The sequence below is a fragment of the Roseateles sp. genome, from assembly GCF_031397715.1.
In the GTDB taxonomy this organism is placed as follows: Bacteria; Pseudomonadota; Gammaproteobacteria; order Burkholderiales; family Burkholderiaceae_C; genus Paucibacter_A.
Genome location: NZ_JANNMI010000464.1, coordinates 1 through 14,186 on the forward strand (window position 1 = coordinate 1; position 14,186 = coordinate 14,186).

Here is a 14,186-nt window from a genome sequence, read left to right on the forward strand (position 1 = left end):
GACTTGTGTGATCGACAAAGTCCCGCGCAAGAACGAGCGGCCCAGCGACCACGCGCCGGTGGTGGTGAACATCGAGACCTGAGCGCAGCGCGCTATCGCTTCCAGCAAGCGGGCACCCCTCGCGGGGCAGCGCGGCACACAAAGTGACAAGCGTCGGAGCGGGCTACTCCAGTCCCAGTTCCTGGATTTTGCGGGTGATGGTGTTGCGGCCGATGCCCAACTTCTGGGCCGCCTCGATACGGCGGCCTTTGGTGACCAGCAATGCCGCCTCTATGATTCTGGACTCGAAGCGCCGGGTCAGCCTATCCCACACTTCGGGCTTGCCGCTGGACAGCATTTCCACCGCCTCGGCCGCCAGAGCTTGCTCCCAGGCTGCCGCAACCGCCTGCGCTGCGGCTGGGCCCGGCGCCAGGTTGATCACCGTCTGCCCCACTACGGTTGCGTCGTGCGCGGTTTGAAGCGCAGGCGCCACGGCCAAAATTTCCAGTATCGGCTGTACCGGGTGTTCCGCATGGGGAGGGGGCGCAACAGCATCCGACGCAGCCAGCACTTCGGGTGGCAAGTCCTTGGGTTCTATTACCTGGGCCGGCGCCATCACAGTCAACCAATGGCAGATATTCTCCAGCTGGCGCACATTGCCCGGAAACCCAAACAGCGCCAAACGCGCCAACGCAGCGTCAGTGATGCGTTTGGGTTCGATACCCAATTGAATGGCGCTCGCGGCCAGAAAATGGCGCGTCAGCATGGGCACGTCTTCGCGGCGTTCACGCAGGGCCGGCAAACGCAGGCGGATCACGTTGAGACGGTGGAACAGGTCTTCGCGGAAGACACCCTCGCGTACGCGCTGCTCAAGGTCCTGGTGGGTGGCAGCAATAACGCGCACGTTGGTTTTGATCGCGCTGTGGCCACCGACACGGTAAAAGTGGCCGTCACTCAACACCCGCAGCAGCCGGGTCTGCAAGTCGAATGGCATGTCGCCTATTTCGTCCAGAAACAGCGTGCCGCCATCGGCCTGCTCAAAGCGGCCCCGGCGCATCGCCTGTGCACCGGTGAAAGCGCCGCGCTCATGGCCGAACAGTTCGGACTCCAACAGGTCTTTGGGAATGGCCGCGGTGTTGATCGCCACAAACGGCCCCTTGGCGCGGGGCGAGTGCTTGTGCAGCGCGCGCGCCACCAACTCCTTGCCCGAGCCCGACTCTCCGGTGATCAAGACCGTCACATGGCTTTGGCTCAGCCGCCCGATGGCGCGGAAGACATCCTGCATCGCCGGCGCTTGGCCCAGCATCTCGGGCACCTCGGCGGCGGCCGCCTCAGCCACCGTCTCGCGCATGCTCTCGGTCTGCGCCCGCCGGATCAACTCGACCGCTGCGGCCAAATCAAAAGGCTTGGGCAGGTACTCGAACGCGCCGCCTTGAAAGGCCGACACGGCGCTGTCCAGGTCCGTGTTAGCCGTCATGATGATGACGGGCAGCAGCGGCAAGCGCGCCTTCACCTTGGCCAGCAAATCAAGACCCGAGCCTCCGGGCATGCGGATGTCGGACACCAGCACCTGCGGACTGTCCTGATCCAAGTCGTCCAAGGCCGCCAGCAGATCGCGCGCATTGCTGAAGCAGCGCACCGGCAAGCCCTCGCGCGTCAGCGCTTTTTCCAACACGAAACGAATGGAATGGTCGTCGTCAACAACCCAAATAGATTTCATGCAGAAGCCTTCTATTGCAAATCAGCGCCGCTCAATCCTGCAACTCAGGGCAAAGGCAGGGTCAAGCGGAAATCGGTTCGGCCCGGCTCGCTCTCACAGTCAAGCATGCCTTGATGCTGTTGAGCGATGGTTTGCGCCAGCGTCAGGCCAAGTCCCGAGCCGCCGTCTCGCCCCGACACCAAGGGGTAAAAGATGCGATCTCGAATCTCGGCCGGCACACCGGGGCCGTTATCTTCCACATGCAATTCCAATGCCAGGCGCCAACGCTGCTTGCCAATCGTGACCTGGCGCGCGACTCGCGTGCGCAGCGTGATGCAGGCCGGCGCTTGCGGGTCGGCCTCGGCCATGCGCGCCTGCAAGGCCTGTGCAGCGTTTTGCACGATGTTCAATACCGCTTGAATCAGCTGTTCGCGGTCACCGCGAAAGTCCGGCAGCGAGATGTCGTAGTCGCGCTTGATCGTCAAACCGCGCGGATATTCGACCAAGATGAGCTGGCGCACCCGCTCGCAGATTTCATGGATATTCACATCACCGACCACCTGAGCATGGCGGTGCGGGGCCAGCAGGCGGTCCACCAGCGACTGCAGGCGGTCGACCTCGTGAATGATGACCTCGGTGTATTCAGCCAGCTCCGGGCCCATCGCCGTGGGTGCCAACTCCAACGCCAGTAACTGCGCAGCGCCACGAATACCGCCCAGCGGGTTCTTGATCTCATGGGCCAGATTGCGCGTCAGCTCCTTGGTCGCCTGCACCTGGTCGAGCGTGCGCTCTTCGCGGTCCTGGCGGGTCTGCTGGGCGTTTTCGATCAACTCGATCAGCACTTGGTCTTCGCTGCTGTTTTCGCTGCTATCCATCTGCGAGACGATCACATGCACCGGCAGCGGCAACTCCTGCGGCTGATTGCTGCGCCTGAGCAGCGCGTCAAAGCGGCTGCTGGAATAGGCGTTGCGGGCGACGCCGGTGACGGTGTCGCTGAGCCGCACAGCGTCGACAAACCAGTCATACAGATTGCTGCGCTCCACCGCCCGGCGCGACAAGCGCATCACGTTCTCGAACGCGGCATTGGCGAACAGGCATTCGCCGTCGGGCCGCACCACGGCCACCATGGTGGCCAACATATCAAAGGCTTCGAAGCCAGCAGGCTCACGGCGCAAGGGATTCATGGCCGACCCTCCCACTGAACTAACCAGCTATGGCAACTTACTGATCTCACGCTTGAGCGCTTGCACATCGACCTCTTGGCGGCCGATGCTGGCCTTGAGCTCGGCCATGCGGTCCAGGTATTTTTGATAATTTTTCTCGTCTCCGCGCCGCTCGGCATTGCCGCCGGCATAGTCGCGCTGCAAGGCGTCGAGCCGCTCTTGCGCCTCGCGCAACTCGGTCTCCAAGACACGCCGACGCTCACCATCACGCGAACGTTGTTGATTGGGGTCGATGCGACCATCAGCGCTGCCCCGGGCTTCGCCGCCACCGGCACTGGCCGGTGCGGGATTGGCGCGCGGCCGCGTGGCCGGCAACACCGTGATGGGCGTCCCTTCGATCGAGCGGCAATCCTTGGCCTGCGCTTCCTTGGGCGACAAGGCATCGGTATAGAGCACCGGCGGGCCGGGGCAGCGATAGACGATGGACTGGGCTTGCACGGCGCCTGCAAGCAAGGCAGTCACACAGCTCAACAGAAAAAAGGGTCGAATCAGCATGGCGGGATTGTGGCTCAAGCCGGCGCACCCAAAGCCCAAAGAAAAGGGACGGTAAAGACCGTCCCTTTCGCAAAGCGCAGGCTGCAAGCGACGTCAGGTGGCATTCACCCACGTCGCTCACCCGCTTTAGAGCGTGTAGTACATATCGAACTCGACCGGATGCGTGGTCATGCGTACGCGCTGCACTTCCTGCATCTTCCGCTCGATATAGGCATCGATATAGGCATCGGTGAACACGCCGCCCTTGGTCAGGAAGGCGCGGTCCTTGTCCAGGCACTCCAGCGCTTGGTCCAGGCTATGGCAAACGGTCGGCACCAAGGCGTCTTCTTCCGGCGGCAAGTGGTACAGATCCTTGGTGGCGGCTTCGCCCGGATGGATCTTGTTCTCGACGCCGTCCAGACCGGCCATCATCAGTGCGGCAAAGCACAGATACGGGTTGGCCAATGGATCGGGGAAGCGTGCCTCGATGCGGCGACCCTTGGGGTTAGCGACATAAGGAATGCGGATCGACGCCGAGCGGTTGCGCGCGCTGTAGGCCAGCTTGACGGGGGCCTCGTAGCCAGGCACCAGGCGCTTGTAGCTGTTGGTGCCGGGGTTGGTGATCGCATTCAAGGCGCGCGCATGCTTGATGATGCCGCCGATGTAGTACAGCGCAAACTCGCTCAGACCGCCGTAGCCGTCGCCGGCAAACAGGTTCTTGCCGTCCTTGAAGATCGACTGGTGCACATGCATGCCGGAGCCGTTGTCGCCGACGATGGGCTTGGGCATGAAGGTGGCGGTCTTGCCGTAGGCGTGAGCCACGTTGGCGATCACGTACTTTTGTAGCTGCAACCAGTCGGCGCGCTCGACCAGGGTCGAGAAACGGGTGCCGATTTCCATCTGGCCGGCGTTGGCCACTTCATGGTGGTGCACCTCGACCGGGATGCCCAGTTGCTCAAGAATCAGGCACATCTCCGAGCGCATGTCCTGGCCCGAATCAACCGGTGGCACCGGGAAGTAGCCACCCTTGACGGCCGGGCGATAGCCCTTGTTGCCGTGCTCGTACTCTTTGCCGGTGTTCCAGGCGGCTTCTTCGGAGTCGATCTTGACGAAGCAGCCGGACATGTCGATGTTCCAACGGATGCTGTCGAAGATGAAGAACTCTGGCTCGGGGCCGAAGTAGGCGGCGTCGCCCAGGCCGGACGACTTCAGGTAAGCCTCGGCGCGCTTGGCCAGCGAGCGCGGGTCGCGCTCATAGGCCTTGCCGTCGCTGGGCTCGACCACGTCGCAGCTCAGGATCAGCGTTGGCTCTTCGAAGAAGGGGTCGATATTGGCGGTGTTCGGATCGGGCATCAAGAGCATGTCCGAGGCTTCGATGCCTTTCCAGCCGGCGATCGACGAGCCGTCAAAGGCGTGGCCGGAAATGAACTTGTCTTCATCAAAATGGGACACCGGCACGGACACATGGTGCTCCTTGCCACGGGTATCGGTGAAGCGGAAGTCAACAAACTTGACCTCGTTTTCTTGCACCATCTTCATCACGTCGGCAACGGTCTTGGCCATCAAAAAACTCCTAGCTAGCGGGGGGGAATTGGTTATTCAGGGACTCAAACAGACATCGGCTTAGCACCGAAGTAAAGCAAATATCGGCTCGCGCCGATGTAAAGCAAATATCGGCTTGGCGCCACGTCTCAAGCGCCGCACCCAGTACTTAGCACTTTATGTGCCAACACGGTGCGGCTCAGAAGGCAGCGGAATTATGGCGTGGTGCCGCCTACTTCATGCACAAAATTCACCAAACAGGTGCAACTAAAACGCCTTCATCGCACCAACTCAGTGCCTATGGTGGCACCAATTTGAAGCACACCCTGCTTGAGCGCGGCATAGGCGGCGTCGAGCTGAGCAGCGTCACCTTTCACGCCCAACTCGATGTGGCGCCCCCACTGCGGGTGGTCCACGCTGGGCAGGCTGAAGACCTTGATGCCGGCAAACTCGGCCTCGACGGCCACCATCGTCGGCGTCAGCATCGACTCCATCGCGCTCTGCACAATCATTGACAGCTCCAGCCGGCCGACCACGCGGTGCAGGTCGGCATGGCGCTGGTCCAGCACCCATTCCATCATCGGATGCGCCATCACCGGGAAGCCGGGCGCGAAGTACACCGTGCCGACCGAGAAGCCGGGGATCTTGTTGAAAGGGTTCGGGATGATCTCGGCGCCGGCCGGGAACATGCCCATCTCCAAACGGCGCAAGGTGTCGGGGTGCTCGGGGTCAGCCGTAACCCCTTGCTCAAGCGCCATCTCGCGGATGCGCTGCCAGATCAGTTCGCGGGCCTGCGGGTGCAGCGTTAGCTCGCGCCCCAGCGCAGCCGCAGCGGCTTGGCGGGTGTGGTCGTCCGGCGTGGCGCCGATGCCGCCGCAGCTGAAGACCAGATCGCCGCTGGCAAAAGCGGGCTTCAACTGCGCGACCAGGTGCTCGCGGTCATCGCCCAGGTACTGCGCCCAGTCCAGGCTCATGCCGCGTGCGGCCAGCAGGGCTATGAACTTGGACAAATGCTTGTCTTGACGTTTGCCGGAGAGGATTTCGTCGCCAATGATGATCAGGCCGATTTTCATTTTTCGTTTGCTCACAAAGGAGGAATCAAGGGCACCGGCGCGGGCTGCAGCAACTCATCGACGCTCGGCAACGCGGGCTTAGGCGCCGCCGCACGCAGCGCACGCATCTGCTGCAAGGCGGCCAGTGAATAGTGCGTGAACCACAGCATGGAAAACGCGAACACCAGGGTGTAAAGCCAAATCGAAATCACGATCAGAAACGGCGCAAACGCTACCGCCATCACGCCGAAGGCCCAGATCGCGGCGGGTGCCGCACCCAGATAGCCGGTCACCAGGCCCAGCAGCATCAGCGGCAGCTTGTGTTGGCGCATCAGCTGGCGGCGTTCGGCCACCGAGGCATGCTCGGCCAGCGCATCAAAGCCGAACACCTTGTAGCCCAACCAACCCCAGATCAGCGGCGGGATGATCAGCACCAGCGGCGGAATCAGCCAGAACGGCAGGCTGACCAAGAGCGCCAGCAGCGCCAGCGACACATGCCCAAGTGACCAGCCCAAAGAACGCCACCAAGACCCGCCCTGCTTGCGCACAAGCTGCGCAAAGCGGCGCTTCGCCACCAGCCTGACCAAGCTGGGCGACATCAGCAAGGCGACCAAGAGCAAGCTCAGCACCACGATCACCGGCAGCGCCAGCACCAGCACCAACAGCGGCGCCAGCACCGAGCGCAGGCCGCCGGCGCCGACATGATCGAGCCAGCCCAACAGCGACTCAACCAAGCGCCAGCTGGACAAGGTGGCCCGCACGCCGTCAACCGCCGCCTCCCAAAAGTAATAGCCCAGAGCGAACGCCAGGCCGGCCATCAACACCAGCGGCAGCAGCGACAACAGCACCACCCGGGGATGCAGGCAATAGGCGGCGGCGCGCCAGAACGCGTCGCCGATCAGGCTGATTGAATTGACCATCGATATGCTTTCCTCACGAGCGCCAAGCAAAGCCGCGATCTTAGCGAGGCGCGCGCGCCGGCTCAGTCAAGCGCTACGCTATTCCACGGCCCTGCCCGGCCTCCTCGAAGGTCTGACCATCGCGTATGTGATAGATGCGTTTGAAGGTCGGGATGATTTTCTCGTCGTGCGTGACGACGATGATGGCCGTGCGGTATTGGCTCGCCATCTGGTTCAAGATTCTCATCACCGCCAGCGCCCGTTCGCTGTCCAGCGGTGCGGTCGGCTCGTCGGCCAGGATCACCGGCGGCTGGTTGGCCAAGGCGCGCGCAATCGAGACGCGTTGCTGCTCGCCACCGGACAGCTCGGACGGCTGCGCCTTGGCGCGGTGGCCCACATCCAGCGCCTGCAGCAACTCGAGCGCCCGCGCCCGCGCCGCCTTATTGGGCTGGCCGGCCAACATCGGCAGCAGGGCGACGTTATCGGTCACATCGAGAAAGGGGATCAGGTAGGGTGCCTGGAACACAAAGCCAATGCGGTCGCGCCGCAGCGCGCGCAAATCACTGATTTTCCAAGCGTTGTCGTAAATGGTCTGCCCGCCCAGAATCATCCGCCCTGCCGTCGGCTCGATGACCGCGCCCAGGCATTTCAGCAAGGTGCTCTTGCCCGAGCCCGACGGCCCGACCAGGCCCACCACTTCGCCGGGCGCAATCACCATATTGACGTCTTTGAGCGCATCGACCGCCGTGCTGCCGCTGCCGTAGCGCTTGCGTAAGCCCTCAATGCGGATGCCTTCTATGCGAATGCCAACTTCGGTCATGCTAACCTCCAATCGCAGCAGCAGGGTCGACCTTCAGCGCTGCCCGGATGGCCAAGCTGCTGGCCAAGGCACAGATCAGCAGCACCGCGAGCAGGCCGCGCACCGCGTCCATCGGTTCAAGCAACACATATTTCGGGAACACCGGCGCCCACAGCGTGGCGGCCAGCTTGCCGACGATGAAGCCGATCAGGCCCAGCCCCAAGGCCTGCTGCAAGATCATGCCGGCGATGCTGCGGTCGCGCGTGCCAATCAGCTTGAGCACCGCGATCTCGCGGATCTTGCCCATGGTCATCGTGTAGATGATGAAGGCCACGATGGCGGCGCTGACCACCGCCAGAATGAGCAAAAACATCGCGATCTGTCGGGCCGAGGTGGCGATCAACTTGGCAACCAAGATCTCCTCCATTTGCTCGCGCGTGAAGGCCTCCAAGTGCTTCCAGCGCCGGATCGGCGCCGCCACGCTCTCGGCCGCCAGGCCTGTTTGTTCCTGCAACAGCACCTGCACCAGCACCGCGTTGACGTTGTGGTTGCTGGTCTGCGACGCCTGAACCGCCGCCAGCAGCCCGGGCACACCGGGGCGATTCAGGCCCGGATTGGCGGCGGTTCGGGCGCGCTCGTTGAGGATCGCGTCGTTGTCCTTGAGGAATTGCGCCTCCTGCCCGTCCTTCAGCGGGATGAACACCATCGGGTCGCCCCCCGACGACACCATGCGCTGCGTCAGCCCGACCACCGTGTAGTCATGGCGGCGGATACGGATGCGGTCACCCAGAGCAAAGCCGCTGCGCAGATCGGCCACCGCCTCGTAGTGGCTGCGCGTGATGTGGCGCCCGGCCAGCAGAAAACCCGGCTCGCCCGGCTGGCCGGGCTCGAAACCCACCACCATCGCGCGCACGTCAACGCCCTGATGGCGAACCTGCATCGTCAAATAAGTGACGTTCGCCGCCCGCGCCACGCCGGGCAGGCCGCGAATACTGCGCACCACGTCATCGCGCAGGCTGGAGGCCTCGGCATAGGGGCCTTGGGTCGATTGCTGCACCACCCACAGGTCGGCAGCGCTGTTGTTGAGCAGCGCCCGGGCATCGTCCACCATGCCCCGGTAAACCCCTGCCATGGTCAGCGTGACGCCGATCAGCAGGCCCAGGCCAATGCCGGTCAGCACAAACTTGCCCCAGCCATGCAGGATGTCGCGGCCGGCCAAGCTGATCATGGCCGGCTGCCCGTCAATCGCTCCACGACCTTGACGCGACTGCCGGCCTGCAGCGCCTTCTCGCTGAACACCACAACGCGGTCGCCGGCCTTCAAACCGTCAAGAATTTGCACCTGCCCGTCCAGACTGGTTTGCCCGGTGCGCACCGGCACAAAACGCAGCGCGTCGCCGTCCAGCCGCCAGACCCCCACTCCGACCCCTTGCAGGTCCAAACGCCGCTTGATGCTGGCGTTAGGCAACAACAGGGCTGCAGCCGTTGGCGGCAGCGCCAGCGTCACTTCGGCCAGCTCACCCACCGCCAAACCGGCCGGCAGCTTGTCAAACGTGACCAGCGCGCTGCGCTCTTCGGTGACGCTGTCGCTGACCGCCTCGACGCGCGCCACCGTGCCGGCCAAGGGCGCTGCGGGGTTCGAGCGCAGCACGATCTCGGCGCGCAAACCCTCCGCCAGGCCGACCGAGCGCCCTTGGTCAAAGCGCACCTTGACCCATAACGAGGCCGGCTCGATCAGCCTCAGCACCGCTTGGCCCGCCAAGACCGTGCTGCCGGCCTCGGCGTCACGCCCAATCACCACCCCGTCGCTGGGGGCCAAGAGGTGGAGTTTGTCGCGCTGTTGGCGCAAGCCAGCGCGCTCGGCAAGCTGCCTTTGAAGATCCTGGCGGGCCGCGCCGAGGTTGGCCTCGGCACCACTGACGACGGCTGCGGCCGACAGCTGCTCTTGCAATTTGGCTTCAACGACACCGGCACTGACAAACTTCTGTGCGCCCAAATCCGCGTAGCGCCGGGCATTGATGTTGGCCAGTTCGCGCTTGGACGCGGCGTCCGTGAGCTGGGCCTGGGCACCGGCCACCACGCTGCCTGCGCGAGCCAGCGCGGCGTCGGCGGCGGCCAGCCGTTCGTCCAGATCCACCGGGTCCATCTCGGCCAAGACTTGGCCCGTCTTGACCAGGTCGCCCACATCCACCGCCACCCGTTTCACCCGCCCGGCCGTCGTCGGCCCGATCTGATAGGCGCGGCGCGCCTCCACGGCACCGATGCCAAACAGCGCCGGCGTCAAACGACCTTCTGCGGCTTGAGTCACCGTCACCCGGGTCGGCGCCAAGGGCCCGGACCGCTGGACAACAAAACCCAGCGCAAGCAAGAGCAAGAGGCCCAGCAAGCCCAGTCCAAGGCGGCGCGATAGCGTGGCATTCAGCTTCATGTTGAGCTGCCAATTGATCGGCAAATGCCGCGCACATAGATGGAAAAAACGCGCTCGGCCTGGGCCCGCTCGATCTGCGGCTGGCCGCTCAGCATCGCCTGCATCACCAGGCCCTGCACGATGCCGACGAACAGCGTGGCGGCCGCCTCGCGGTCGAGATCGGGCGTCAACAGCCCTTGCTCGGCGGCAGCGGCCAACTGGCTCATCAACAGCTTGCGGTAGGCCTGCAGCAAGCCGCGCACCTCCTGCTTGACGAGAGAATCTCCCGGCTGCTGCAGCTCATGAAAAATCAGCCGCGGCACGCCCGGATGAGTGCCGACGAAGTCGATATGCGCGCCAAAAACCGCCCGCAAGCCCTCCAGCGGTGCGGGTGCCGCCTGCGCGGCTTGGGACAAGGCCGCCAACAATTGCTCGCGCACCCACACCATGGCGGCCAGCCAGATCGCGTCCTTGCTGGGAAAGTGCTTGAACACCGCCCCCTGTGTCACCCCCACGGCGGCGGCAATATCACCGGTGGTGATCAGCGCCGGGCTGCCGTCTCGACACAGGCGCAGGGCGGCCGCAACCATCTCGGCCTGACGCTCTGCGGTGGATAGTCTGACTTGCATCTGGGCACCACTCATTGGTAAGTAATTGAATACTTACCAATATACGGCAGCGCGCGGCAGTTGTCCAGCTCGGCCTGACATCAGCTGGGTTCGCTCAATCTTATGAGCGCAAATCCTGACCAGGACCTGCTTGTGCCAGCGTACGCTCCAACAATGCCGTAACGGCATAGACCGCCGCGATATGCGGGGTCGGCGTGGCGGTGATGCGGCCCAGCTCCAGCACCGCACCGACGAGGGCCTCCAGCTCCAGCGCGCGGCCGCGCTGCAGGTCTTGCAGCATCGAGGTCTTGTGCGCGCCAACCGCCTCGGCACCGGCGATGCGCTGCGCGATCGAGACCTTGAACGTCACGCCCAGCTTCTCGGCCAGCGTCTGCGCCTCGGCCATCATGGCCGCCGCCAACTCAGCCGTCGGTGCGAAGCGGCAGATGTCCTCCAGCGTCGCCCCCGTCAGTGCCGAGATCGGGTTGAAGCACAGATTGCCCCAGAGCTTGACCCACAGCTCGCTGCGGATGTCCTTGGAGATGGGTGCCTTGAAGCCGGCCCGCATCAGCGCCTGGGCTAAGGCCTCAATACGGGGGCTGCGACTGCCATCCATCTCACCAAGCGAGAAGCGATTGCCCTCGATCAGGCGCACCACGCCGGGCTCGACCAGCTCGGCCGCCGGGTAGACCACGCTGCCAATGACGCGCTCGGCCTCGATCTGGCCGGCGATCAAGCCGCCGGGATCGACGCTGTCCAGGCTGCGGCCTTCAAAAGCGCCACCTAATTTTTGAAAGTACCACCAAGGCAGGCCGTTGATCATGCTAACCAGCAAAGTGTGCGGGCCGAACAAGGCCCGCAGTTCGGGCAGCAAGGCCGCCACCTGATGGGCCTTGACGGTCAACAGCACCACGTCCTGCGGCCCCGCCTCGACCATGTGCTGCACCGCACTCACTTGCGACCCATGCTGCTCGCTGCCGTCCTCCAGCAGCAGACGAAAGCCGCGCTGCCGTATCGCCGCAAGGTTCTGATTGCGGGCGATGAAGACCACCTGCTCGCCCGCCAGCGCCAGGCGCGTGCCCAGCAAGCCGCCGATTGCGCCGGCACCGACGATGGCGAACTTCATCAGGAACCAAGCCCTAACTTCTCAGCCAAACCTATGCGCTGCAACTTGCCGGTCGCACCCTTGGGGATTTCGCTCAGGAACAGAATCCGCCGCGGCACCTTGAAATCGGCCAGCCGGGTGGCGACATATGCGCGCAAGCCGGCCTCGTCCACGCTTTTCCCCTCGCGCAAGACCACCGCCGCAGCGACGTCCTCGCCCAGCTTCGCATGCGGCATGCCGAAGCAGACGACCTGCTGCACGGCCGGGTGGTCCATGATGACCTCGTCGACCTCGCGCGGGCTGATTTTTTCACCGCCCCGGTTGATGATTTCCTTCAGCCGGCCGGTGATGCTCAAGTAACCCTCTAGGTCCAGCTGCCCCTGGTCGCCGGTGCGAAACCAGCCCTGGCTGAAACCGCCCGCGTTGGCGGACGGGTTGTTCTCATACCCGGCAGTCACATTGGGTCCGCGAATGACGATCTCGCCGATTTCACCGACCCTCAGCAGTTCACCGTTCGCGCCCATGATGGCGATCTCGGGGCCGGCCGCAAGCCCCACCGTGCCGGGCTTACGAATGCGTGGCGGCAAGGGGTTAGACGCCATCTGGTGGGCGGCCTCGGTCATGCCGTAGGCCTCGATCAAGGGCGCGCCGAACGCCGCCTCCAGCTCGGTGATGACCTGCGGCGGCATCGAGGACGAGGAGCTACGCATGAAGCGCAAGTGCTGGCGGGCGATCAACTCGGCATGGCCACGCGCCCGCGCCACGATGGCCTGGTGCATGGTCGGCACGGCGGTGTACCAGGTCGGCTTGGCTTCCTCCATCCAGGCAAAAAACTTCAAGGCATTGAAGCCGGGCGTACAAAACACCCGCGAGCCGGCCGCCAGCGGCGCCAACACGCCGGCGATCAGGCCGTGGATATGAAACAGCGGCATCACATTGAGCCCACAGTCATCGGCCGTGAACTGCAAGCTCTGCCCAATGTGGCGCGCTGAGGCGATCAGATTGGCTTGCGACAAGGGCACGATCTTGGGGACCGAGGTGGTGCCCGAAGTGTGCAAGACCATCGCGACGTCGGCGAGCTGGGACCAGATCGGCGCGGCCATGGGCTTGGCTGCCAGGTCGCTGCGCAAACTGAAAGCCCCGGCCGGCGCACCGGTCTCAACACTCAAACGCAAAATCGGCACGCCCAGCTTCTCGGCCACGGCAATAGCGGGCGAGCTGCTGCCCGCTTCGACGATCAAAGCCCGTGCCTGCAAATCGTTCAAATAAAACTCGAACTCATCAAAGCGATAACCCGGGTTGAGCGGCGCACTGGCCACACCGCAGGCGCAGGCCACAAAGCACGCCGCCATCTCGGGGCCGTTGTTGAGCACGATGGCGACCCGGTCGTTGGCGCCCAAACCCAGCGCGTTCAAGTGGCTGACCGTGTTTGAGACCAAGTCCCGCAAGCCCGCGAAACTCAAGGGCGGGCGGCCCGGCGCCGACAGTGCCGGCGCCTCGGCTTGGCCGGTGGCCAGCAAGTCAAACAACAGGCGATCTGGATTCATCTTGGCCTCATGGAGTGGCGGATTCGGGCAGCCCATTATCGTCAGCGCCGCCCGAACAGCCGCCCCAAACCCAACCACTGCTGCGCCCAAAACCCCCGCCCGTAGTCGCGCCCGCCTTCCTCGGCCAACTGATCCCGCACGCCGGTCGCATCCCAGCGCAGCTCGAAGTTAGCGGTGCCAAAAATGATGTCCCAGAGCGGAAATAGCACGGCAAAGTTGTGCCCACCCAGCGTGCCGCGCCCCGAGGACTCATGGCCGATGCCGATCGAATGATGCAGGCGGTGAAAACGCGGGCTGACAAAGATGCGCTCAAGCACGAGGCCGAACCAGAGCCGCACATTGGCATGCTGCAGGCTTTCCATCAGCTGCGTGACCGCCACCAGCGCAACAAACTGCCCCGGCTCCACGCCAATCAGCCGCGCCAGCACGACAAATACCGCATCGCGCAAGATGTCATCCAGCAGGTGGTTGCGGTTGTCGCTCCACATCGTCATCTGGCGCTGGCTGTGGTGCAGCGCATGCAGGGCCCACCACCAAGTCCAGGCATGCTGGGCCCGGTGCAGCCAGTAATTGATCAGGTCGAACACCAGCAGATAGATCAGGAAACTGACCCAGGCGATGTCAGTCACCCCCGGCCACAACGCATCCAGCTGAAAACTCGGCAGCTCGGCCATACGGGCTCGGGCCGCCAGCGCGTCCCACAGCGGATCAATGCTGAAGAACATCAGTAGCTTGAACAGACCCAGGCGGTGGATCAGGGTGTAAATCACATCGACCCGCACCGCCGCAGCGTCCCGTACCGGCTCGACCGGCCGCCAGCGCTCCAAGGCGCGAATCAGCACCAGCATCACGG

At 64.0% G+C, this 14,186-nt stretch carries 13 protein-coding genes; all 13 read right to left on the reverse strand.

Features of this window, described 5'->3' with window-relative positions; translation table 11 throughout:
- Nucleotides 1-163 precede the first annotated feature (163 nt).
- Entirely contained in the window at nucleotides 164-1,699 is a 1,536-nt protein-coding gene (ntrC, locus tag RMO57_RS20600) for a nitrogen regulation protein NR(I) (protein WP_310389857.1), read from the reverse strand.
- Between the two features lie 44 nt (nucleotides 1,700-1,743).
- Nucleotides 1,744-2,862: a nitrogen regulation protein NR(II) gene (gene glnL / locus RMO57_RS20605; protein WP_310389859.1), complete on the reverse strand. Its 1,119-nt coding sequence runs from the start codon at nucleotides 2,860-2,862 to the stop codon at nucleotides 1,744-1,746.
- 27 nt (nucleotides 2,863-2,889) lie between these two features.
- Complete coding sequence (locus RMO57_RS20610) at nucleotides 2,890-3,396, reverse strand: hypothetical protein (protein ID WP_310389860.1); 507 nt, start codon at nucleotides 3,394-3,396, stop codon at nucleotides 2,890-2,892.
- A 126-nt stretch (nucleotides 3,397-3,522) separates the two neighbouring features.
- Nucleotides 3,523-4,938 (reverse strand): type I glutamate--ammonia ligase, encoded by a 1,416-nt coding sequence (gene glnA, locus RMO57_RS20615; RefSeq protein ID WP_310389862.1) that lies wholly within the window; start codon nucleotides 4,936-4,938, stop codon nucleotides 3,523-3,525.
- 257 nt (nucleotides 4,939-5,195) lie between these two features.
- Nucleotides 5,196-5,990, reverse strand: coding sequence for a competence/damage-inducible protein A (locus RMO57_RS20620; RefSeq protein WP_310389864.1), 795 nt, complete (start codon nucleotides 5,988-5,990; stop codon nucleotides 5,196-5,198).
- Nucleotides 5,991-6,001: 11 nt separating this feature from the next.
- On the reverse strand, nucleotides 6,002-6,889 hold the full coding sequence (locus tag RMO57_RS20625) for an EI24 domain-containing protein (RefSeq protein ID WP_310389866.1): 888 nt from the start codon (nucleotides 6,887-6,889) through the stop codon (nucleotides 6,002-6,004).
- A gap of 73 nt (nucleotides 6,890-6,962) precedes the next feature.
- Nucleotides 6,963-7,688 (reverse strand): ABC transporter ATP-binding protein, encoded by a 726-nt coding sequence (locus RMO57_RS20630; protein ID WP_414896467.1) that lies wholly within the window; start codon nucleotides 7,686-7,688, stop codon nucleotides 6,963-6,965.
- Nucleotide 7,689: 1 nt separating this feature from the next.
- Nucleotides 7,690-8,895, reverse strand: coding sequence for an ABC transporter permease (locus tag RMO57_RS20635; protein WP_310389868.1), 1,206 nt, complete (start codon nucleotides 8,893-8,895; stop codon nucleotides 7,690-7,692).
- A complete protein-coding gene (locus RMO57_RS20640; protein ID WP_310389870.1) occupies nucleotides 8,892-10,094 on the reverse strand; it encodes an efflux RND transporter periplasmic adaptor subunit in 1,203 nt (400 codons plus the stop codon). The genes RMO57_RS20635 and RMO57_RS20640 overlap by 4 nt, the downstream gene beginning before the upstream one ends.
- Nucleotides 10,091-10,702 carry a TetR/AcrR family transcriptional regulator gene (locus tag RMO57_RS20645; RefSeq protein WP_310389872.1) on the reverse strand — a complete coding sequence of 204 codons (612 nt, stop codon included), beginning with the start codon at nucleotides 10,700-10,702 and terminating at the stop codon, nucleotides 10,091-10,093. The genes RMO57_RS20640 and RMO57_RS20645 overlap by 4 nt, the downstream gene beginning before the upstream one ends.
- Nucleotides 10,703-10,802: 100 nt before the next feature.
- Nucleotides 10,803-11,807, reverse strand: a complete 1,005-nt coding sequence (locus RMO57_RS20650) for a 2-dehydropantoate 2-reductase (protein ID WP_310389874.1) — start codon at nucleotides 11,805-11,807, stop codon at nucleotides 10,803-10,805.
- Nucleotides 11,807-13,333 carry an acyl--CoA ligase gene (locus RMO57_RS20655; RefSeq protein ID WP_310389876.1) on the reverse strand — a complete coding sequence of 509 codons (1,527 nt, stop codon included), beginning with the start codon at nucleotides 13,331-13,333 and terminating at the stop codon, nucleotides 11,807-11,809. Before RMO57_RS20655 ends, RMO57_RS20650 begins: the two co-directional genes overlap by 1 nt.
- Before the next feature lie 41 nt (nucleotides 13,334-13,374).
- Nucleotides 13,375-14,186, reverse strand: an 812-nt coding sequence (locus tag RMO57_RS20660) for a sterol desaturase family protein (RefSeq protein ID WP_310389878.1), incomplete at its 5' end; no start/stop codon positions are given.

Excerpts from the sequence above, each read along its gene's own strand:
- RMO57_RS20650 (WP_310389874.1), bottom strand. The coding sequence starts at position 11,807 with ATGAAGTTCGCCATCGTCGGTGCCGGCGCAATCGGCGGCTTGCTGGGC.
- RMO57_RS20640 (WP_310389870.1), bottom strand. The coding sequence starts at position 10,094 with ATGAAGCTGAATGCCACGCTATCGCGCCGCCTTGGACTGGGCTTGCTG.
- glnA (WP_310389862.1), bottom strand. The coding sequence starts at position 4,938 with ATGGCCAAGACCGTTGCCGACGTGATGAAGATGGTGCAAGAAAACGAG.
- RMO57_RS20655 (WP_310389876.1), bottom strand. The coding sequence starts at position 13,333 with ATGAATCCAGATCGCCTGTTGTTTGACTTGCTGGCCACCGGCCAAGCC.
- RMO57_RS20610 (WP_310389860.1), bottom strand. The coding sequence starts at position 3,396 with ATGCTGATTCGACCCTTTTTTCTGTTGAGCTGTGTGACTGCCTTGCTT.
- RMO57_RS20620 (WP_310389864.1), bottom strand. The coding sequence starts at position 5,990 with ATGAAAATCGGCCTGATCATCATTGGCGACGAAATCCTCTCCGGCAAA.
- ntrC (WP_310389857.1), bottom strand. The coding sequence starts at position 1,699 with ATGAAATCTATTTGGGTTGTTGACGACGACCATTCCATTCGTTTCGTG.
- RMO57_RS20635 (WP_310389868.1), bottom strand. The coding sequence starts at position 8,895 with ATGATCAGCTTGGCCGGCCGCGACATCCTGCATGGCTGGGGCAAGTTT.
- RMO57_RS20630 (WP_414896467.1), bottom strand. The coding sequence starts at position 7,688 with ATGACCGAAGTTGGCATTCGCATAGAAGGCATCCGCATTGAGGGCTTA.
- RMO57_RS20625 (WP_310389866.1), bottom strand. The coding sequence starts at position 6,889 with ATGGTCAATTCAATCAGCCTGATCGGCGACGCGTTCTGGCGCGCCGCC.
- RMO57_RS20645 (WP_310389872.1), bottom strand. The coding sequence starts at position 10,702 with ATGCAAGTCAGACTATCCACCGCAGAGCGTCAGGCCGAGATGGTTGCG.
- glnL (WP_310389859.1), bottom strand. The coding sequence starts at position 2,862 with ATGAATCCCTTGCGCCGTGAGCCTGCTGGCTTCGAAGCCTTTGATATG.